Origin of the sequence: Clostridium sp. FP2 (assembly GCF_011065955.2) — a bacterium.
Classification (GTDB): Bacteria; Bacillota; Clostridia; order Clostridiales; family Clostridiaceae; genus Clostridium_AD; species Clostridium_AD tagluense.
Window position 1 is genome coordinate 1 of the sequence record NZ_JAAMNI020000001.1, and the last position, 19,767, is coordinate 19,767.

A 19,767-nucleotide genomic window follows, 5' to 3' on the forward strand; every position below is an offset into this window, starting at 1 on the left:
ATGTCTGCAACACTAAACCCAAAGTATACATTTGATTCTTTTGTAATTGGAAATAGTAATAGATTTGCCCATGCTGCGTCTCTTGCTGTAGCCGAATCACCTGCTAAGGCCTATAACCCGCTATTTATTTATGGAGGCGTTGGTCTTGGAAAAACACATTTAATGCATGCTATTGGTCATTATATATTATCAAATAACCCAAAATCCAAGGTTGTTTACGTTTCTTCTGAAAAATTTACAAATGAACTTATAAATTCTATTAAAGATGACAAGAACGTAGAATTTAGAAATAAGTACAGAAATGTAGATGTACTTCTAATCGATGATATTCAATTTATTGCAGGAAAAGAACGTACACAGGAGGAATTTTTTCATACATTTAACGATCTTCATGAAGCAAATAAGCAAATTATCTTATCTAGTGATAGACCTCCTAAAGAGATCCCAACCCTAGAGGATAGGCTGCGTTCTAGATTTGAATGGGGTCTTATAGCTGATATACAACCACCTGATTTTGAAACTAGAATCGCCATACTAAAGAAGAAAGCAGATGTAGAAAATTTAAATATTCCAAATGAAGTAATGGTCTATATTGCTACTAAAATAAAATCCAATATACGGGAACTAGAAGGTGCTCTTATTAGAATAGTAGCTTTTTCTTCTCTAACTAATAAAGAAATTGGAATAGATTTAGCATCCGAAGCACTTAAAGATATTATTTCTAGTAGAAATTCAAAGCAAGTAACTATTGAGCTAATCCAAGATATAGTTTCTAGCTATTTTAATTTAAAAGTTGAGGATTTTAAATCTTCAAGAAGAACTAGGAACATAACCTTCCCAAGACAAATCGCAATGTATTTATGTAGAAAGCTTACAGATATGTCACTGCCTAAAATAGGTGAGGAATTTGGAGGCCGCGATCATACAACTGTAATCCATGCCTGTGAGAAAATTTCAAAAGGTCTTAAAGAAGATGAAAATTTGCAAGATAACGTAGCAGAACTCACTAAAAAGATAAGTCAAAAATAGTAAATTTTTTTTACTAACAGGTGTTGATACTATTTATATATAATCCTGTGTATAAAATAATACATAAAACCTAGCTGTGGGTATTGTGGATAACTATGATTTTTTTTTGCATACTTATCCACAAATAGTTTTACCTAGCTTTGTTGCTGTGTAAAGCCTAAGATAGGTTCCTAACATATCAACAGGCCCTACTACTATTACTACTATTTTTAGATTATTATCTTACCTATCTTTAATAAATTTCCCATGTGGATAAGGAGGTCTTTTTTTTATGAAATTTATATGTGAAAAAAATATATTACAAGAAGCAATTTCAAATGTTCAAAAAGCTATTACTGGAAAATCAACTATGCCTGTACTTCAAGGTATCTTACTGGTTGCTAAAGACAGCGAAGTAACTCTTATAGGATCTGATATTGACTTAAGCATTGAAGCCAAGATTACTGCAGAAGTTATAGAAGAGGGAAGTGTAGTATTAGATTCAAAGCTCTTTGGTGAAATAATAAGGAAATTACCTAATAATACAATTGAGATAACAACAGACGATAATAATGCTATTAAAATAGTTTGCCAAAAATCCTATGCTACTATAATTCATATGAACAGTGAGGACTATCCTAGTTTACCTAATATAATAGAAAATATGATTTTTTCAATTTCTCAAAAAGTGTTGAAGAACATGATGAAAGGTACTATTTTTGCAGTTGCTCAAGATGAAACTAGACCAATTCTTACAGGAGTCCTATTTGAAATAAAAGATAAAAGGCTTAATCTTGTAGCACTAGATGGTTATAGAGTTGCATTTAGAAGTGAACCAGTAGATAACGATTCTTTTATAACTGCTGTAATTCCAGGCAAAACATTAAGTGAAGTATCAAAAATATTAGAAGAAACAGATGAGCCCGTTAATATAACTTTCACACCAAACCATATACTATTTAATATTGGGAAAACAAAAGTTATATCAAGATTACTAGAAGGTGAATTCATAAAATATAATTCGATAATACCTGAAGAATATAATTTAAAAATAACAGCTAAAAGATCTGAATTATTAAACTGTATAGAAAGAGCTTCTCTTATGGCAAAAGAGGGAAATACAAATTTAGTTAAATTTAACATAGAAGAAGATAATATGATAATCACTTCTAATTCTCAATTGGGAAAATCAAGAGAAGAAATTAATATAATTTTGCAAGGAGAGCCTCTTCAAATTGCATTTAATTCAAAATATCTAATAGAACTTCTTAAAATAATGGAAGAGGACGAAATACTTATGGAATTTTCTAGTGGTGTCAATCCTTGTGTAGTAAGAAATAAAGAAAAAAATAATTGTACCTATATGGTATTGCCAGTAAGAATAAGAGCTACAAATAATTAAAAAAGTTATAATAATAATTAAGAAAAGAAGGTTTTAAAATGAATGAAATAAAAATTGAAACAGATATAATAAAATTAGATTCTTTTCTAAAGTGGGCTGGAATAGCTTGTTTAGGAACAGAGGCAAAATACTATATCAAAAATCAAGATATCAAAGTTAATGGTGAAATAGAAACTCAAAGGGGTAAAAAATTAACCAAAGGCGATATAATAGAATTTAATGGTGAAGGTTATAAAATAGTTTAAAATTATATGAATGCACCGGAAAATTTTTAAATATTATCCGGTGCACAATTTATGTCTATAATTTTTTTAATTATGTGAATTTATTTATACATAATAAATAATAAAATTATATATATATGTTATAATTGTATTAGGTGATTGTATGCATATAAAATATTTACAGCTTCTAAATTTTAGAAATTTTGACGGGTTATTTATAGAATTAAATAAAGGAACTAATGTATTTGTGGGAGATAATGCCCAAGGTAAAACAAATATTCTAGAAGCAATTTATTATTGTAGTTTAGCTAAATCTCACAGAACCAATAGAGATAAAGAATTAATAAACTGGAATGGCACAGAAGCATATATAAAGCTTTATGTATGCAAAACTAGACTCGATAAAAAGATAGAAATAAAAATTTTTAAAGAAGGCAGAAAAGGCGTTAATATAAATTCTATAAAGGTTCAAAAATTGTCAGAATTGGTAGGAAGCTTCAATGTTATTATGTTTTCTCCTGAAGATTTAAGTATTGTTAAAGATTCTCCATCATATAGACGAAAATTTTTAGATATAGAACTATGTAAGTTAAGCCGCCGCTACTACCACAGCTTAACCCAATATAAAAAAGTTTTAAATGAGAGAAATCTGACTATAAAGAAATGGAACACAAACAGTGATATTATAGATGTATATGATAAACAACTTAGTGAATTTGGTGCAATCATAATAAAAGATAGAGTTAATTATATAGAGAAATTAAACCAAAAAGGAAAAATAATACATAGTGATATAACATCTAAAAGTGAAGAAATAGAAATTAAATATTTAACACCTATTAAGGATTTAGATAATATACAAGAAAATTTATATATGCTCCTATGTAAGAATAGAAAAAGAGATATAGAAACTAAAACTACATCAATAGGTCCACATAGAGAGGATTTTTCTATAGAGCTTAATGGCACCGATGCTAAGACATTTGGATCTCAAGGACAACAGAGAACTGTAGTTTTAACCATTAAATTTGCAGCTCTGGCAATAATAAAAGAACTAACTGGAGAATACCCAGTATTATTACTTGATGATGTTTTGTCTGAATTAGATACAAAAAGGCAAGAATATATATTAAATTCTATAAAAGAAGTTCAAACATTAATTACTTGTACTGGAACTTTCGATATAAGAAAATATTTAAAACCTGAAAATAAGATATTTGAGGTTATGGCGGGTAAATTAAAAGAAATTACATAGATTCAAATAAGGTACAATGTATTATTAAGGAGGATATTATATGTTTTTACATTTAGGAGAAAATGTAGTAGTACCTATAAAGGACATTATAGGTATATTTGACATGGAGACTACTATGTATAGCTCGGACACTATTCAATTTTTAAGAATGGCTGAAGAAGATGGTTTTGTAGAAAGGATAACAAAAAATACTGCTAAATCATTTGTTATTGCAGAGGTAGATAAAAAAAGTAAAATATATCTATCACCCATATCATCGCAAACGCTATGTAAGAGAACAGAAACTGTATATTATGCGCTGTAGATTAGATTAGGAGGATATACATGGAAATAAATAATATTTATGACGAGAGTCAAATACAAGTACTTGAAGGATTAGAAGCAGTAAGAAAAAGACCTGGTATGTATATAGGAAGCACCAGTATTCGTGGACTTCATCATCTAGTTTATGAAATTGTAGACAATAGTATAGATGAGGCAATGGCAGGTTTTTGTAAAAATATTGATGTATTTATACATCCAGATAATTCTATAACTGTTATAGATGATGGTCGAGGTATGCCTGTAGGAATGCATCATAAAATGAAGATACCTACTGTAGAAGTTATAATGACCGTACTTCATGCAGGGGGAAAATTTGGTGGTGGAGCGTACAAAGTATCTGGTGGTCTCCATGGTGTTGGGGCGTCTGTAGTTAATGCACTGTCTGAAACTTGTGAAGTTGAAGTTAGTGTTGATGGAGAAATATGGAAACAAACATTTTCAAAGGGAAAAACTACTAGTACACTAGTAAACATAGGAACAACGCAGGAACATGGAACAAAAATTTTCTTTATGCCTGATGCAGAAATTTTTGAGGAGATTGATTTTGATTATGAAACAGTATCTCAAAGACTTCGCGAACTCGCTTTTTTAAATAAAGGTATAAGAATAACACTTACAGATGAGAGAGAAGATAAAAAACAAGAATTTTTATATGAAGGTGGAATAAAATCCTTTGTAGATTATCTAAATAGAAATAAAGGTAAAATCCACGATACTATATACATTGAAGGACGTAAGGATGAGTATATTGTTGAAATAGCATTGCAATACAATGATACATACACTGAAAACTTATTTTCTTTTGCTAATAATATAGATACAGTAGAAGGTGGAACACACCTAGTTGGTTTTAAGTCTGCTTTAACAAGAATAGTAAATGATTATGCTAAAAAATTTGGTTTCTTAAAAGAAAATGATAAAAATCTATCTGGTGAGGATGTACGAGAAGGTCTTACTGCAGTAATATCTATAAAGCTTACAGATCCTCAATTTGAAGGTCAAACAAAAACTAAACTTGGAAATAGTGAAGTAAGAGGCATAGTTGATGGAATAGTTGGTGAGGCTATCAGTAATGTTCTAGAGGAAAATCCAGAGCTTGGTAAAAAAATAATAGATAAATCATTAAATGCAGCTAGAGCTCGTGATGCAGCAAAAAAAGCAAGAGAACTTACAAGACGAAAATCTATACTTGAAAGTACCACTCTTCCTGGAAAATTATCAGATTGTGCTTCAAAAGATCCTATGGAATGTGAAATATACTTGGTCGAAGGAGATTCCGCTGGAGGATCTGCAAAACAAGGTAGAGATAGAAAATTCCAAGCTATACTTCCTCTTAAAGGAAAAATAATGAATGTTGAAAAGCAAAGAATTGATAAGATGCTGGCATCACTGGAAATTAGAGCTATGATAACAGCGTTTGGTGCTGGTATAGGTAAGGATTTTGATGTAAAAAAAATAAGATACGATCGTATTATTATTATGACAGATGCGGATGTAGATGGAGCACATATTAGAACGCTACTACTAACATTCTTTTATAGATATATGAAAGAGCTAGTAGAAGAAGGACACGTATATGTAGCTCAACCGCCACTATATAAGGTTACTAAAGGTAAGAAAGATCATTATGTATATTCTGATCTAGAGTTAAAAAATTATCTCCTTGAAATCGGTGGAAAAGATAATAACACTGATATCCAAAGATACAAAGGTCTTGGAGAAATGGATGCACATCAACTTTGGGATACAACAATGAATCCAGAGGAGCGAGTTCTGCTTCAAGTCCATGTAGAGGATGCGATGGCAGCCGACGAAATATTTACTATTCTTATGGGTGATAAAGTAGAACCTCGTCGCGAGTTTATACAAGAAAATGCTAAGAAAGTTCTTAACTTAGATATATAGTAGGTTAGTGTAATTACCGAAACACATGGAAAAATATTTTATTATTTTTTATGTGTTGTTAAAATATATTGTTTGAAGAGGTGTAACAGATGAATAATCAGGGAAAAATTAAACCTATTGATATAAGGTCCGAAATGAAAAAATCCTATATAGATTATGCTATGAGCGTTATAGTAAGTCGTGCTCTTCCAGATGTACGAGATGGACTTAAACCTGTTCATAGAAGAATATTATTCTCTATGCATGAACTAGGGTTAACACCAGAAAAGGGATATAGAAAGTGTGCCAGAATTGTTGGAGACGTTTTAGGTAAGTATCATCCACATGGTGATACTGCAGTATATGGGGCACTCGTTAGAATGGCTCAAGACTTTTCTCAAAGGTGTATTTTGGTTGATGGTCATGGAAATTTTGGTTCTGTAGATGGTGATGGAGCAGCTGCAATGAGATATACAGAAGCTAAAATGAGTAAAATTACAACACAGATGCTTCGTGATATTAATAAAGAGACAGTAGATTTTGTCCCTAACTTTGATGAAGAAGAAAAAGAACCATCAGTTTTACCATCAAGATTCCCCAATCTTCTAGTTAATGGATCAACAGGAATAGCCGTAGGTATGGCAACCAATATACCTCCCCATAACTTAATAGAAGTTATAGATGGAGTATTAATGCTTATTGAAGATTCAGAAGTTGAAATAAGTGAGTTAATGACAAAAATAAAAGGTCCAGATTTTCCTACAGCAGGAATTATTCTAGGGAGAGCGGGAATAAAAAGTGCTTATGAAACAGGACGAGGAAGAATCCTGGTAAGGGCTAAAACAGACATTGAAGAGAATAAGGGCAGGAATTCAATAATAGTAACAGAATTACCTTATCAAGTTAATAAAGCAAGACTTATAGAAGGTATTGCAGATTTAGTAAAAGATAAGAAAATAGATGGAATATCTGACCTTCGAGATGAATCAGATAGAGAAGGTATGAGAATTGTTATAGAATTAAAAAGAGATGCAAATTCTAATATAGTATTAAATAGGCTATTTAAGCATACTAGGATGCAAGACACTTTTGGGGTTATAATGATAGCTCTTGTAAATGGAGAACCGCAAACACTAAATTTAAAACAGTGTTTAGTTTATTATTTAGAACATCAAAAAGATGTAGTAAGAAGAAGAACTCAATTTGATTTAGATAAAGCTTTAGCTAGAGCCCATATCTTAGAAGGTATGAAAATAGCACTAGACCATATTGATGAAGTAATTCGTTTGATAAGAGCATCTAAAAGCATTAGTGAAGCCAAAGAAAGTTTAATAAATGCGTTTGAACTATCAGAAAAACAAGCCACTGCCATTGTTGAAATGAGACTTGGAAGACTTACAGGTCTTGAAAGAGATAAGATTGAAGATGAGTATAACGAAATAATGAAAACTGTTAATTATTTAAAAGGAATCTTAGCAGATGAAACAGTATTACTTAACATAATAAAAGATGAGCTTATAGAGATTAGAAATAAATATGGTGATACTAGAAGAACAGCAATAGAAAAAAATCCATATAGCATAGATGAGGAAGATTTAATCCAAGAGACAGATGTTGTAATAACATTAACTCATGCAGGTTATATAAAGAGACTTCCAGCTGATACTTATAGTGCTCAAAAAAGAGGGGGTAGGGGAATACAAGGTGTTACTACAAAAGAAGATGACTTTGTAGAACATATTTTTATAACCTCCACTCATAATAATCTTTTGCTATTCACAAACAAAGGAAAAGCTTTTAGATTAAAGGCATATGAAATTCCTGAGGGTGGAAGAACGGCTAAGGGAACAAACTTAGTAAATATTATACCACTAGCAAATGACGATAAAATTCAAGCAGTTATATCTCTTAAAGAATTTACAGAGGATAATTTTCTTATAATGGGAACAAAACATGGTTTAATTAAAAAAACATCACTTGATAAATATTCTTCTATAAGGAAGAATGGTTTAAATGCAATCAATTTAAGAGAAGATGATGAACTAATCGGAGCTGCGATAACCACTGGAGATAGTGAAATGCTATTTGCTACAAAAAATGGTTATTCTATAAGATTTAGTGAAAAAGATGTAAGAGGTATGGGAAGAACTGCAACTGGAGTTAAGGCATTAACTTTGAGACAAGATGACATCGTAGTGTCTATGAATATTGTTAAGCCTGAAGAAGAACTGTTAGTTATAAGTGAAAAGGGCTTTGGAAAAAGAACCCTAGTTTCGCAATACACACTTCAACATAGAGGTGGTAAAGGCGTAATAACTTATAAGGTATCAGAGAAAACGGGAAAACTTGTAGGTGCTAGAATAGTAAAAGACGGAGATGAAATGATACTTATAAACAGTAATGGTGTTGTTATAAGGTTGAATGTATCTGGAATATCAACTACAAGTAGAAATACCATGGGAGTTACTTTAATGAAGAATGGAGAAGGAGATAATATCGTTGCTATAGCTAAAATAAATTGTAGCGATGAAATTAATTCAGAGGAGAATCCTTTACTAGAAGAAATTGAAGAAACGCCTTTTAAGGCAGAAGAAGACTTAGATATAAATGATGATACAACTTCTGAAACAGAAGATTAAAACGTAATATTATAAAATTAAAGTACTTATCTCAAAAAAATGGGATAAGTACTTTTTTTATTTATAATATAATGAACCTAGCGTATCTTAAACAGTAAAATAGAGAAAAATGAAGCTATATATAGAAAAATGAGTTTAATCTACTAAGAAATAGAGTTAATTGAAACATATGATGGGATATATTTGGTACAATACTCCTTGTCGTCACGAAGAAGAAACAATGGCGGTTTAGTTTTAAAAGTTAAGTAGTTTTCTAAAATTAAAATAATATTTTAAAAAACAGAAAAATATATTGACAAATTAAGAATTAAATAGTAGAATTGTAGAAGTCGTCACATGATGGCAAAGCAAGTTGGTCTTTGAAAATTAAACAGAGAAATAGGTAAAATAGCGAAATAATATTTCGTTAGACCAGTTAATTACTTTAGATAAAAAAGTAATTTTAGTCGTAAGACTAAAAAGTATGTAATGAGCTTGCTAACCAGCTTAACAGTTGGCGCAGATTATTCATTTCAAATAAAAAGTGTAAACTTTTAAATTGAGAGTTTGATCCTGGCTCAGGACGAACGCTGGCGGCGTGCCTAACACATGCAAGTCGAGCGATGAAACCCTTCGGGGTGGATTAGCGGCGGACGGGTGAGTAACACGTGGGTAACCTGCCTCAAAGAGGGGAATAGCCTCCCGAAAGGGAGATTAATACCGCATAATATGTTTTGATCGCATGATTGAAACATCAAAGGATTTTTCTTCGGAAAATTCCACTTTGAGATGGACCCGCGGCGCATTAGCTAGTTGGTGAGGTAACGGCCCACCAAGGCAACGATGCGTAGCCGACCTGAGAGGGTGATCGGCCACATTGGAACTGAGACACGGTCCAGACTCCTACGGGAGGCAGCAGTGGGGAATATTGCGCAATGGGGGAAACCCTGACGCAGCAACGCCGCGTGAATGATGAAGGCCTTCGGGTTGTAAAGTTCTGTCTTCTGGGACGATAATGACGGTACCAGAGGAGGAAGCCACGGCTAACTACGTGCCAGCAGCCGCGGTAATACGTAGGTGGCAAGCGTTGTCCGGATTTACTGGGCGTAAAGGATGCGTAGGCGGACATTTAAGTCAGATGTGAAATACCCGAGCTTAACTTGGGTGCTGCATTTGAAACTGGGTGTCTAGAGTGCAGGAGAGGTAAGTGGAATTCCTAGTGTAGCGGTGAAATGCGTAGAGATTAGGAAGAACACCAGTGGCGAAGGCGACTTACTGGACTGTAACTGACGCTGAGGCATGAAAGCGTGGGGAGCAAACAGGATTAGATACCCTGGTAGTCCACGCCGTAAACGATGAATACTAGGTGTCGGGGGTCGAACCTCGGTGCCGCAGTTAACACAATAAGTATTCCGCCTGGGGAGTACGATCGCAAGATTAAAACTCAAAGGAATTGACGGGGGCCCGCACAAGCAGCGGAGCATGTGGTTTAATTCGAAGCAACGCGAAGAACCTTACCTAGACTTGACATCCCCTGCATAACCCAGAGATGGGCGAAGTCCTTCGGGACAGGGTGACAGGTGGTGCATGGTTGTCGTCAGCTCGTGTCGTGAGATGTTGGGTTAAGTCCCGCAACGAGCGCAACCCTTATCATTAGTTGCTACCATTTAGTTGAGCACTCTAGTGAGACTGCCCGGGTTAACCGGGAGGAAGGTGGGGATGACGTCAAATCATCATGCCCCTTATGTCTAGGGCTACACACGTGCTACAATGGTGAGTACAAAGAGATGCAAGACCGCAAGGTGGAGCCAAACTCAAAAACTCATCCCAGTTCGGATTGTAGGCTGCAACTCGCCTACATGAAGCCGGAGTTGCTAGTAATCGCGAATCAGCATGTCGCGGTGAATACGTTCCCGGGCCTTGTACACACCGCCCGTCACACCATGAGAGTTGGTAACACCCGAAGTCCGTGAGGTAACCGTAAGGAGCCAGCGGCCGAAGGTGGGATTGATGATTGGGGTGAAGTCGTAACAAGGTAGCCGTAGGAGAACCTGCGGCTGGATCACCTCCTTTCTAGGGAGTAGATGCAAAGACTTCGGTCGATGCAACAAGAAGAATAATTAATTTTATTTTTCAAAATGTCTACTGTAATTACTCGTAACCTATTCTCTGTTTAATTTTGAGAGACTAATTTTAGTTAACTCTTTGGAGTTGACTAATAGATAGTTTTTCTAAAAATGTTCTTTGAAAATTGCACAGTGAAATTAAAGTTGTTTTAATAAGTTAAAGCCATGTAAATGGTGTATAGATGAATTTAATACAATTTCGCAAAATGAATTAAAACGTTTATGTAAATAAACGAAATTATCTATGCAAATAGATAAAGATAAAGGTTAAGCTACAAAGGGCGCATGGCGAATGCCTTGGCACTAGGAGCCGAAGAAGGACGCGTTAAGCTGCGATAAGCTTTGGGTAGGCGCAAATAGCCAGTGATCCAAAGATTTCCGAATGGGGGAACCCACATAGTAACAACTATGTACTGCATACTGAATAAATAGGTATGCAGAGGTAGACCCGGGGAACTGAAACATCTAAGTACCCGGAGGAAGAGAAAGAAACATCGATTTCCTAAGTAGCGGCGAGCGAAAGGGAAAGAGCCCAAACCTAGGTCTTTGACCTAGGGGTTGAGGATAGATCATAAATACTGCAATTCCTTAATTGAAGATAGCTGGAAAGCTGCTCCGCAGAAGGTAATAGGCCTGTAAATGAAAAGGAAAAACAGTCAGATCTAATCCAGAGTACCACGAGACACGTGAAACCTTGTGGGAAGCAGGGAGGACCACCTCCCAAGGCTAAATACTACCTAGTGACCGATAGTGAAGAAGTACCGTGAGGGAAAGGTGAAAAGAACCCCGGAAGGGGAGTGAAATAGAACCTGAAACCGTGTGCCTACAACCGGTCGGAGCACTTTTTATGTGTGACGGCGTGCTTTTTGTAGAACGAGCCAACGAGTTACGATATGTAGCAAGGTTAAGTACTTAAGGTACGGAGCCGAAGGGAAACCAAGTCTGAATAGGGCGCTATAGTTGCATGTCGTAGACCCGAAACCGGGTGACCTATCCATGGCCAGGATGAAGCGGAAGTAAAATTCCGTGGAGGTCCGAACCACGTTGGTGTTGAAAAACCATGGGATGAGCTGTGGATAGCGGAGAAATTCCAATCGAACTCGGAGATAGCTGGTTCTCCTCGAAATAGCTTTAGGGCTAGCGTCGATTAATTGAGTAATGGAGGTAGAGCACTGAATGGGCTAGGGGCTGACAACAGTTACTGAACCCTATCAAACTCCGAATGCCATATACTTTTATTTCGGCAGTCAGACTGCGAATGATAAGATCCGTAGTCAAAAGGGAAACAGCCCAGACCATCAGCTAAGGTCCCAAAGTGTAAGTTAAGTGGAAAAGGATGTGGGATTTCTAAGACAACTAGGATGTTGGCTCAGAAGCAGCCACTCATTCAAAGAGTGCGTAATAGCTCACTAGTCAAGAGATCCTGCGCCGAAGATGTCCGGGGCTAAAACTTACCACCGAAGCTATGGGTGTACACTATGTGTACGCGGTAGAGGAGCTTTCTGTACTGGCTGAAGTCATACCGTAAGGAGTGGTGGACGGTACAGAAGTGAGAATGTTGGCATAAGTAGCGAGAGTTAAGTGAGAATCTTAACGGTCGAAAACCTAAGGTTTCCTGAGGAAGGCTCGTCCTCTCAGGGTTAGTCGGGACCTAAGCCGAGGCCGAAAGGCGTAGGTGATGGACAATCGGTTGATATTCCGATACCACCAATGGACGTTATTAGAAATGGGATGACGCAGGAGGATAAGATGTGCACACTATTGGATGTGTGTCTAAGCATTTAGGCGGAGCAAGCAGGCAAATCCGTTTGCTCTTAACGCTGAGATGTTATGGGGAAGGGAATTTATTCCTGAAGTATCTGATTCCACGCTGCCAAGAAAAGTCTCTATCGAGGATATTGGTGCCCGTACCGCAAACCGACACAGGTAGGTGAGGAGAGAATCCTAAGACCATCGGAAGAATTGCTGTTAAGGAACTCGGCAAATTGACCCCGTAACTTCGGGAGAAGGGGTGCCTACGAAAGTAGGTCGCAGAGAATAGGCCCAAGCAACTGTTTAGCAAAAACACAGGTCTCTGCTAAAGCGAAAGCTGATGTATAGGGGCTGACGCCTGCCCGGTGCTGGAAGGTTAAGGGGATTACTTAGCGCAAGCGAAGGTATGAACTTAAGCCCCAGTAAACGGCGGCCGTAACTATAACGGTCCTAAGGTAGCGAAATTCCTTGTCGGGTAAGTTCCGACCCGCACGAATGGCGTAATGATTTGGGCACTGTCTCAACAGCACATCCGGCGAAATTGTAGTGCCAGTGAAGATGCTGGCTACCCGCGATTGGACGGAAAGACCCCGTAGAGCTTTACTGTAGCTTAGCATTGAATTTCGGTATTGTCTGTACAGGATAGGTGGGAGACTGAGAAACATGGGCGTCAGCCTGTGTGGAGTCATCCTTGGGATACCACCCTGACAGTACTGAGGTTCTAACTGGAGGCCATGAATCTGGTCACAGGACATTGTTAGGTGGGCAGTTTGACTGGGGCGGTCGCCTCCAAAAAAGTAACGGAGGCGCTCAAAGGTTCCCTCAGCGCGGTTGGAAATCGCGCGAAGAGTGCAAAGGCAGAAGGGAGCCTGACTGCGACACCTACAAGTGGAGCAGGGACGAAAGTCGGACTTAGTGATCCGGTGGTACCTCGTGGGAGGGCCATCGCTCAACGGATAAAAGCTACCTCGGGGATAACAGGCTGATCTCCCCCAAGAGTCCACATCGACGGGGAGGTTTGGCACCTCGATGTCGGCTCGTCGCATCCTGGGGCTGAAGTAGGTCCCAAGGGTTGGGCTGTTCGCCCATTAAAGCGGCACGCGAGCTGGGTTCAGAACGTCGTGAGACAGTTCGGTCCCTATCCGTCGCGGGCGTAGGAAATTTGAAGGGAGCTGTCCTTAGTACGAGAGGACCGGGATGGACAAACCTCTGGTGCACCAGTTGTCACGCCAGTGGCATCGCTGGGTAGCTATGTTTGGAAGGGATAAACGCTGAAAGCATCTAAGCGTGAAGCCCACCCTGAGATGAGATTTCCCATAACTCGCACGTAAGTGCGGTGTTAGTAAGACTCCTGGAAGAACACCAGGTTGATAGGTTAGAGGTGTAAGCATGGTAACATGTTCAGCTGACTAATACTAATAAGTCGAGGGCTTGACCTTAATATATATAAAGCGAAAATTTCACTGTGCAATTTTGAGAGAATATCTCATAAAGTGTATTGACAAGTTAGCAATAACTTGATATACTCTTAATGTAAGGATTATACCTTATAAATCTGGTGATTATGGCATGAAGGTAACACCCCTTCCCATACCGAACAGGTAGGTTAAGCTTCAATGCGCTAATGGTACTGCAGGGGCAACCTTGTGGGAGAGTAAGTCATCGCCAGGTCATGTATGGATCTTTAGCTCAGTTGGTTAGAGCTACCGGCTCATAACCGGTCGGTCCGGGGTTCGAATCCCTGAAGGTCCACCATACGGGGATATAGCTCAGCTGGGAGAGCACCTGCCTTGCACGCAGGGGGTCAAGGGTTCGATTCCCTTTATCTCCACCAAAAAAACAGTCCAATATGGACTGTTTTTTATTTTGTTTAAAATTAATCTGAAATTTAATTTTTTATAGATTTATAACAAAAAAAGTATTACAATATAACAGTAATAATATAATTTATTTGTGAAAGGGGTTTGATGATGTCGCTATATAGATTAAAGCAGTTTTACTGGTCAATGGTTTCTAGGATTAATGATGAAGATATAGATTTTCTTAAAATGCATTTAGAAACTTATGAATTGCAATTATTCCATCAATTACCTATTCATGAGCAAAAACACTCTATAAATGTAGCTAGGGATGTAAAATTAACTTGTAATCAAAGAGTATTACAATCAGAAAATTTGATAAAAGTTGCGCTGTTACATGATATAGGTAAAATATATAGTAATATGAATCCAATAGACAAATCTATAATGGTTATAGTAGATAATATAACAAATGGAAAAATTAAATTACATAAGAAGAGTAAAAATGTTAATATGTACTATAATCATGGAGATATAGGATATAATTTATTAAGAAAATATGGTTATGATGATAGGTTTTTGTTTTTAGTAAAAAATCATCATAACAATAATATAACGCAAGATATAGAATTAAACTTATTAAAAGAATGTGATGATAGAAATTAAGAAGCTAGCGAATAGTTTCTTTTTTATTACCATAATTTAGTGGTATAATTTAGTACTATAAGAAATTATTTCTAAAATATATAAAAAGTGATAGAATGTAATTAATACAAAAAATAGGAGGGGAAAATGAATTCAAAGCAAAGAAGAGAATATATTAAAAATTTATTAATTAAAAATAATGCTACATATAAAGGTCAGTTTTTAGCAGAGGAATTAGGCGTTACAAGACAAGTTATAGTAAAAGATATTGCAATTACAAGAGCAGAGGGAGTAAATATAATTGCAACTCCGGAAGGGTATTTAATACCCAATGAGGAAAGTAATTATGTGAAAAGAGTAATAGCTGTGGCGCATAGCCGAGATGACATATATAATGAGCTTGAATGCATTGTTAAGTTTGGTGGAATAGTAGAGGATGTAACCGTAGAACACTCTTTATATGGTGAAATAAGAGCAATGCTTATGATAAAAACATTAATGGATATTGAAAGATTTACAAAAAAATTTAAAGAGTTTAATGCACAGCCCTTATCTGCGCTAACTAAAGGAGTACATTTGCATACTATAAGAGCCGATAATGAGGAAATTATAGAAAGTATTATAAAAGAGCTAAAAGATAAAAATTATTTGATTTCTGATTAGTGTACCTTTAGATAATATTATTTAAATTAATCACAAAGGAGTGAAACTAATGGAAAATGTTGCGCTTTTAAAATGTATGGAATATGATGTTGATTTAGTAGAAAAAAAACTGCGACAAGGCTTTGAACTACTGGGTGGAAATGATTTTTTAACGAAATTAATACCAAAGGATAGTAAGGTGCTTTTAAAGCCTAATATGTTAAGTATTGAGAATAAAGAATCACCGGTAGTAACTCATTATGTTGTTTTTGAAGCAGTTATTAGAATTATTATGGAATATTCTAATGATATTAGCTTTGGTGATTCACCTGGCTTTGGAGATTCAAGAAAAGCAGCAGAGCGTTGTGGACTTATGGAAGTTGCAAATAGATATGGAGTTAAATTTGAAGACTTTAAAGAATCAGTGCATGTTAAATTAGATAATTCTATTTTATGTAAATCTTGGGATATAGCTAAAGCAGCTTTTGAGGCAGACGTTGTAATATCATTACCAAAGCTTAAAACACATGCTATGGCATATTATACTGGTGCTGTAAAAAATCAGTTCGGATGTATACCAGGAACTCAAAAGGCAACTTGGCATACAAGAATGCCTGATGCAAATAATTTTTGTAAGATGCTACTAGATTTGAATACTGCTGTTGGAACTAATTTTGCTATTTTAGACGGCATAATAGCGATGGAAGGTAATGGGCCTAAAAGTGGAAATCCATATAAAATGAATACTTTAATTATGGGAAAATCTTTAACTGCGGTGGATTCTACTGCTGTTAGACTTATAGGTTATGACAACCCTCTAGATACACCTGTTTTAAAAGAGGCATATGATAGCAAATGGGGAGTAGTACTTCCAGAGGATATAAATATACTTGGTGAAAAATTGGAATCTATGAAAGCTAAGAATTTTAAACTTTGTAGAAAAGGAGGTAATTTCTATTTTATAAATCCAAAAGTAACTAATTTTCTAAGAGGAATGATAGCTCCAAATCCAACACTTATAATAGATAAATGTATAGGGTGTGGAAGGTGCAAGGAGGTTTGCCCAGAGAAACCATCGGCAATTGATATGGTAACACAAGGACACATATCAAATCCTAAATGGAACATGAATCAATGTATAAGATGTTTCTGCTGTCAGGAATTATGCCCAGTAGGTGCAATTGAAACTAAATATTCAAATTTAGGTAAATTATTATCAAAATTAGATAAGAGGTGATTGTTATGAAAAAAAACACGACGATAGCTATAATAATAGGAATTATATTAATAGGAATAGCTTTTTTAGGTAATATAGTTAATTTAGCTATAAATATACAGTGGTTTAGGGAAGTAGGATATTTATCAGTATACTTTACTAAATTAACATGGATTTTAAAAATAATGGTTCCAGTATTTATAGTGTCTTATATTGCAATATGGACATATTATAAAGCTTTTAAAGTTAGTATTTTAAGATTCAAAAAAGTTGTTGAAGTAAATAAGAACAAAGAAAAATTGGAATATAAAATCAGTATTTTAATAAACATTATAATTTCTTGTATAATATCCATAAGCTTTTCATCTAACTATTGGTATAAAATACTTCAGTTTTCAAATGCTACAAGTTTTAACACCTTAGATCCATTATTTAAAAAAGATATTTCTTTTTTTATTTTTAAACTTCCATTAATTGAATCATTATATCAAATGTTCATAATTTTGCTAGGCGTGATTGTAATTATTACGGTAGTAACATATCTTATACTAAATGCAAAGGATCATATATTAAGCATAAATAAAGGAACTACATTTTCTAGATTTAAAAACTTTAATAACGGAATAACTAAATTTGCAGGAAGACAACTTGCTATAGTATCTTCACTAATATTATTGATGCTATCTTTGGGATATATAATAAAAGCATGGCAGTTAGTATATTCGCCAAGAGGAATAGTTTTTGGAGCAAGCTATACAGATGTACATGTAACATTAAGGTTTTATCAAATAATAGCAGTAGCATCTTTTATCGCAGCCGTAATTACGTTTATAAGCCTTATATCACATAAATCAAAACCAATGGTTATATCTATTATTGTGATTGCACTACTAATATTTGGAGAAAATTTAGCATCAACTGGAGTTCAGAAATTTGCGGTTCAGTCAAATGAAAAAACTTTAGAAAAACCATATATTCAATATAATATAGATAATACAAGAAAAGCTTTTAACATTGATAACATAAAAGAAGTGCCTTTTGAAATAAAAAATGATTTAACTAAAGAGGATATTAATTCAAATAAAGATACTATTGATAATATAAAAATCAATTCTTTTAAACCAGCACTAGAGTTTTATAATCAATTTCAATATATGAGATTTTATTATGGTTTTAATGATATAGATATTGATAGATATAATATCAATGGGAAGTACACTCAAGTGTTTATTGCACCAAGAGAAATTAATTTAAACTCACTAAAAGATAATGCGAACACTTGGCAAAATAGACATTTAGTCTATACTCATGGATATGGAGTGGTTATGAGTAAAGTGAATTCCGTAACAAGTGAGGGACAACCGGATTTTGTTATTAATAATATCCCCTTAGAGAATAAAACGGGTTTAAAATTAGATAATCCTAGAATATATTTTGGTGAAAGCACCAATGATTATAGTGTAGTCAATACAAAGATTGGAGAGCTAGATTACCCTAAAGGCGGAGAAAACCAGATGAACAACTATGCGGGGAAGGCTGGTATAGAGATGAATATGGCAAATAGAATTTTGTTTGCTATAAATAAAAAAAGCACTAAGTTTTTATTGTCTAACGATATAACCTCTAATAGTAAAATATTAATTAATAGAAATATAGTTGAAAGAGTAAATAAAATTGCTCCATTTTTAACATATGATAGCGATCCATACACTGTAATAAATGAAGGGAGATTATATTGGGTTATAGATGCATATACAACTTCTAATAAATATCCTTTTTCACAGCCGGAGAGCGGCGTGAATTATATTAGGAACTCAATTAAGGTTGTTATTGATGCAGTAGATGGAACCCCTAAATTTTATATAGTTGATAAAAACGATCCTATAGCAAATGCTTATTCAAATATATTTCCAAAACTATTTTCGGATTCAGAGTCAATTCCTAGTGGCATAAAAGAACACTTTAGATATCCAGAAGACATATATAATTTACAATCTAATGTACTCGGAAGATACCACGTAACAGATCCAGGAGTATTTTATAATGGAGATGATGTATGGTCTATAGCAACTAACCAAGTGAAGGTTGAGGGTAAAAAGGAGAAAAATGAGGCCTCTTACCTAATAATGAAATTACCAAAGGAAAACAAAGAAGAAATGGTTTTACTTGAATATTTCAACACAAAAGGCAGAGACAACATGGTAGCTTTACTGGGAGCAAGGATGGATGCTGATAATTACGGAAAAATGGTTTTATATAAATTTCCACCAAAGGAAACAGTATATAGCCCAGTACTATTTAAACAAAGGATGAATCAGGACACAATAATATCGAAAGAACTATCACTTTGGAATACCCAAGGTTCAGAAGTTCAATTTGGAGAAACCACAATTATACCAATTAAAAATTCACTACTTTATATAGAACCTATGTATTTGAGGGCTAAAGGGGAAAAAAGTATCCCAGAGATGAAAAAAATTGTAGTGTCTTATGGTGGTAAAATAATTTTAGCTAATAACATAGAGTCAGCACTCCAGCAGATATTTGATTATACTGATAAAAATAATGCATCAAAAGTTGAAGTTAACTCAAATGTAGATACAAAAGTATTAGAAAATATAAAAATTGCTAAAGATTTATATAACAAGGCAATAGAATCTCAGAAGAAGGGAAATTGGACTGAATATGGTACATTTATAAAACAATTAGGTGATATATTAGATAAAATAAGTAAGTAAAATATATCTAAATTTATTTAACATAATGTAACTATATTAAAAAATTTATGTGTTTTATAAGTGATTTATATTACATTGTATCAGCATAAAATGATAACTTAGGGCATATATACTTATATGCCCTTATTTTTATG

At 34.7% G+C, this 19,767-nt stretch carries 11 protein-coding genes, 2 tRNA genes and 3 rRNA genes; all 16 read left to right on the forward strand.

Annotation, left to right across the window (positions count from 1 at the left end; all coding sequences use genetic code 11):
* Positions 1–1,029, forward strand: a 1,029-nt coding sequence (dnaA, locus tag G9F71_RS00005) for a chromosomal replication initiator protein DnaA (RefSeq protein WP_224617358.1), incomplete at its 5' end; no start/stop codon positions are given.
* 271 nt (positions 1,030–1,300) lie between these two features.
* Positions 1,301–2,410: a DNA polymerase III subunit beta gene (dnaN, locus tag G9F71_RS00010; RefSeq protein ID WP_164949260.1), complete on the forward strand. Its 1,110-nt coding sequence runs from the start codon at positions 1,301–1,303 to the stop codon at positions 2,408–2,410.
* A gap of 38 nt (positions 2,411–2,448) precedes the next feature.
* Positions 2,449–2,655 carry an RNA-binding S4 domain-containing protein gene (locus tag G9F71_RS00015; protein ID WP_124998850.1) on the forward strand — a complete coding sequence of 69 codons (207 nt, stop codon included), beginning with the start codon at positions 2,449–2,451 and terminating at the stop codon, positions 2,653–2,655.
* Positions 2,656–2,797: 142 nt separating this feature from the next.
* Complete coding sequence (gene recF / locus G9F71_RS00020) at positions 2,798–3,889, forward strand: DNA replication/repair protein RecF (RefSeq protein ID WP_164949259.1); 1,092 nt, start codon at positions 2,798–2,800, stop codon at positions 3,887–3,889.
* Between the two features lie 40 nt (positions 3,890–3,929).
* Complete coding sequence (gene remB, locus G9F71_RS00025) at positions 3,930–4,193, forward strand: extracellular matrix regulator RemB (RefSeq protein WP_124998854.1); 264 nt, start codon at positions 3,930–3,932, stop codon at positions 4,191–4,193.
* Between the two features lie 20 nt (positions 4,194–4,213).
* Positions 4,214–6,118 (forward strand): DNA topoisomerase (ATP-hydrolyzing) subunit B, encoded by a 1,905-nt coding sequence (gene gyrB / locus G9F71_RS00030; RefSeq protein ID WP_164949258.1) that lies wholly within the window; start codon positions 4,214–4,216, stop codon positions 6,116–6,118.
* Positions 6,119–6,207: 89 nt separating this feature from the next.
* Complete coding sequence (gene gyrA, locus G9F71_RS00035) at positions 6,208–8,736, forward strand: DNA gyrase subunit A (RefSeq protein WP_164949257.1); 2,529 nt, start codon at positions 6,208–6,210, stop codon at positions 8,734–8,736.
* Positions 8,737–9,270: 534 nt separating this feature from the next.
* A 16S ribosomal RNA gene (locus G9F71_RS00040) occupies positions 9,271–10,788 on the forward strand.
* 318 nt (positions 10,789–11,106) lie between these two features.
* Positions 11,107–14,032: ribosomal RNA gene (locus G9F71_RS00045) — 23S ribosomal RNA — on the forward strand.
* A 115-nt stretch (positions 14,033–14,147) separates the two neighbouring features.
* Positions 14,148–14,264: ribosomal RNA gene (gene rrf, locus G9F71_RS00050) — 5S ribosomal RNA — on the forward strand.
* Together the 16S, 23S and 5S rRNA genes with 2 tRNA genes alongside form the textbook arrangement of a ribosomal RNA operon.
* Positions 14,265–14,271: 7 nt before the next feature.
* Positions 14,272–14,348, forward strand: a tRNA-Ile gene (locus tag G9F71_RS00055).
* A 3-nt stretch (positions 14,349–14,351) separates the two neighbouring features.
* Positions 14,352–14,427: transfer RNA gene (locus tag G9F71_RS00060), tRNA-Ala, on the forward strand.
* Between the two features lie 136 nt (positions 14,428–14,563).
* Positions 14,564–15,058 (forward strand): HDIG domain-containing metalloprotein, encoded by a 495-nt coding sequence (locus G9F71_RS00065; protein ID WP_164952018.1) that lies wholly within the window; start codon positions 14,564–14,566, stop codon positions 15,056–15,058.
* 126 nt (positions 15,059–15,184) lie between these two features.
* The gene (locus tag G9F71_RS00070) at positions 15,185–15,700 is read left to right on the forward strand and encodes a transcription repressor NadR (protein ID WP_164952017.1); all 516 of its coding nucleotides are present in this window, start codon (positions 15,185–15,187) and stop codon (positions 15,698–15,700) included.
* 49 nt (positions 15,701–15,749) lie between these two features.
* Positions 15,750–16,916, forward strand: a complete 1,167-nt coding sequence (locus tag G9F71_RS00075) for a DUF362 domain-containing protein (RefSeq protein WP_164952016.1) — start codon at positions 15,750–15,752, stop codon at positions 16,914–16,916.
* 5 nt (positions 16,917–16,921) lie between these two features.
* Entirely contained in the window at positions 16,922–19,633 is a 2,712-nt protein-coding gene (locus G9F71_RS00080) for a UPF0182 family protein (protein ID WP_164952015.1), read from the forward strand.
* The last annotated feature ends 134 nt before the right edge of the window (positions 19,634–19,767 follow it).

Coding starts and splice junctions, on each gene's coding strand:
- G9F71_RS00075 (WP_164952016.1), top strand. CDS start 15,750: ATGGAAAATGTTGCGCTTTTAAAATGTATGGAATATGATGTTGATTTA.
- gyrA (WP_164949257.1), top strand. CDS start 6,208: ATGAATAATCAGGGAAAAATTAAACCTATTGATATAAGGTCCGAAATG.
- recF (WP_164949259.1), top strand. CDS start 2,798: ATGCATATAAAATATTTACAGCTTCTAAATTTTAGAAATTTTGACGGG.
- gyrB (WP_164949258.1), top strand. CDS start 4,214: ATGGAAATAAATAATATTTATGACGAGAGTCAAATACAAGTACTTGAA.
- dnaN (WP_164949260.1), top strand. CDS start 1,301: ATGAAATTTATATGTGAAAAAAATATATTACAAGAAGCAATTTCAAAT.
- G9F71_RS00080 (WP_164952015.1), top strand. CDS start 16,922: ATGAAAAAAAACACGACGATAGCTATAATAATAGGAATTATATTAATA.
- G9F71_RS00015 (WP_124998850.1), top strand. CDS start 2,449: ATGAATGAAATAAAAATTGAAACAGATATAATAAAATTAGATTCTTTT.
- G9F71_RS00070 (WP_164952017.1), top strand. CDS start 15,185: ATGAATTCAAAGCAAAGAAGAGAATATATTAAAAATTTATTAATTAAA.
- G9F71_RS00065 (WP_164952018.1), top strand. CDS start 14,564: ATGTCGCTATATAGATTAAAGCAGTTTTACTGGTCAATGGTTTCTAGG.
- remB (WP_124998854.1), top strand. CDS start 3,930: ATGTTTTTACATTTAGGAGAAAATGTAGTAGTACCTATAAAGGACATT.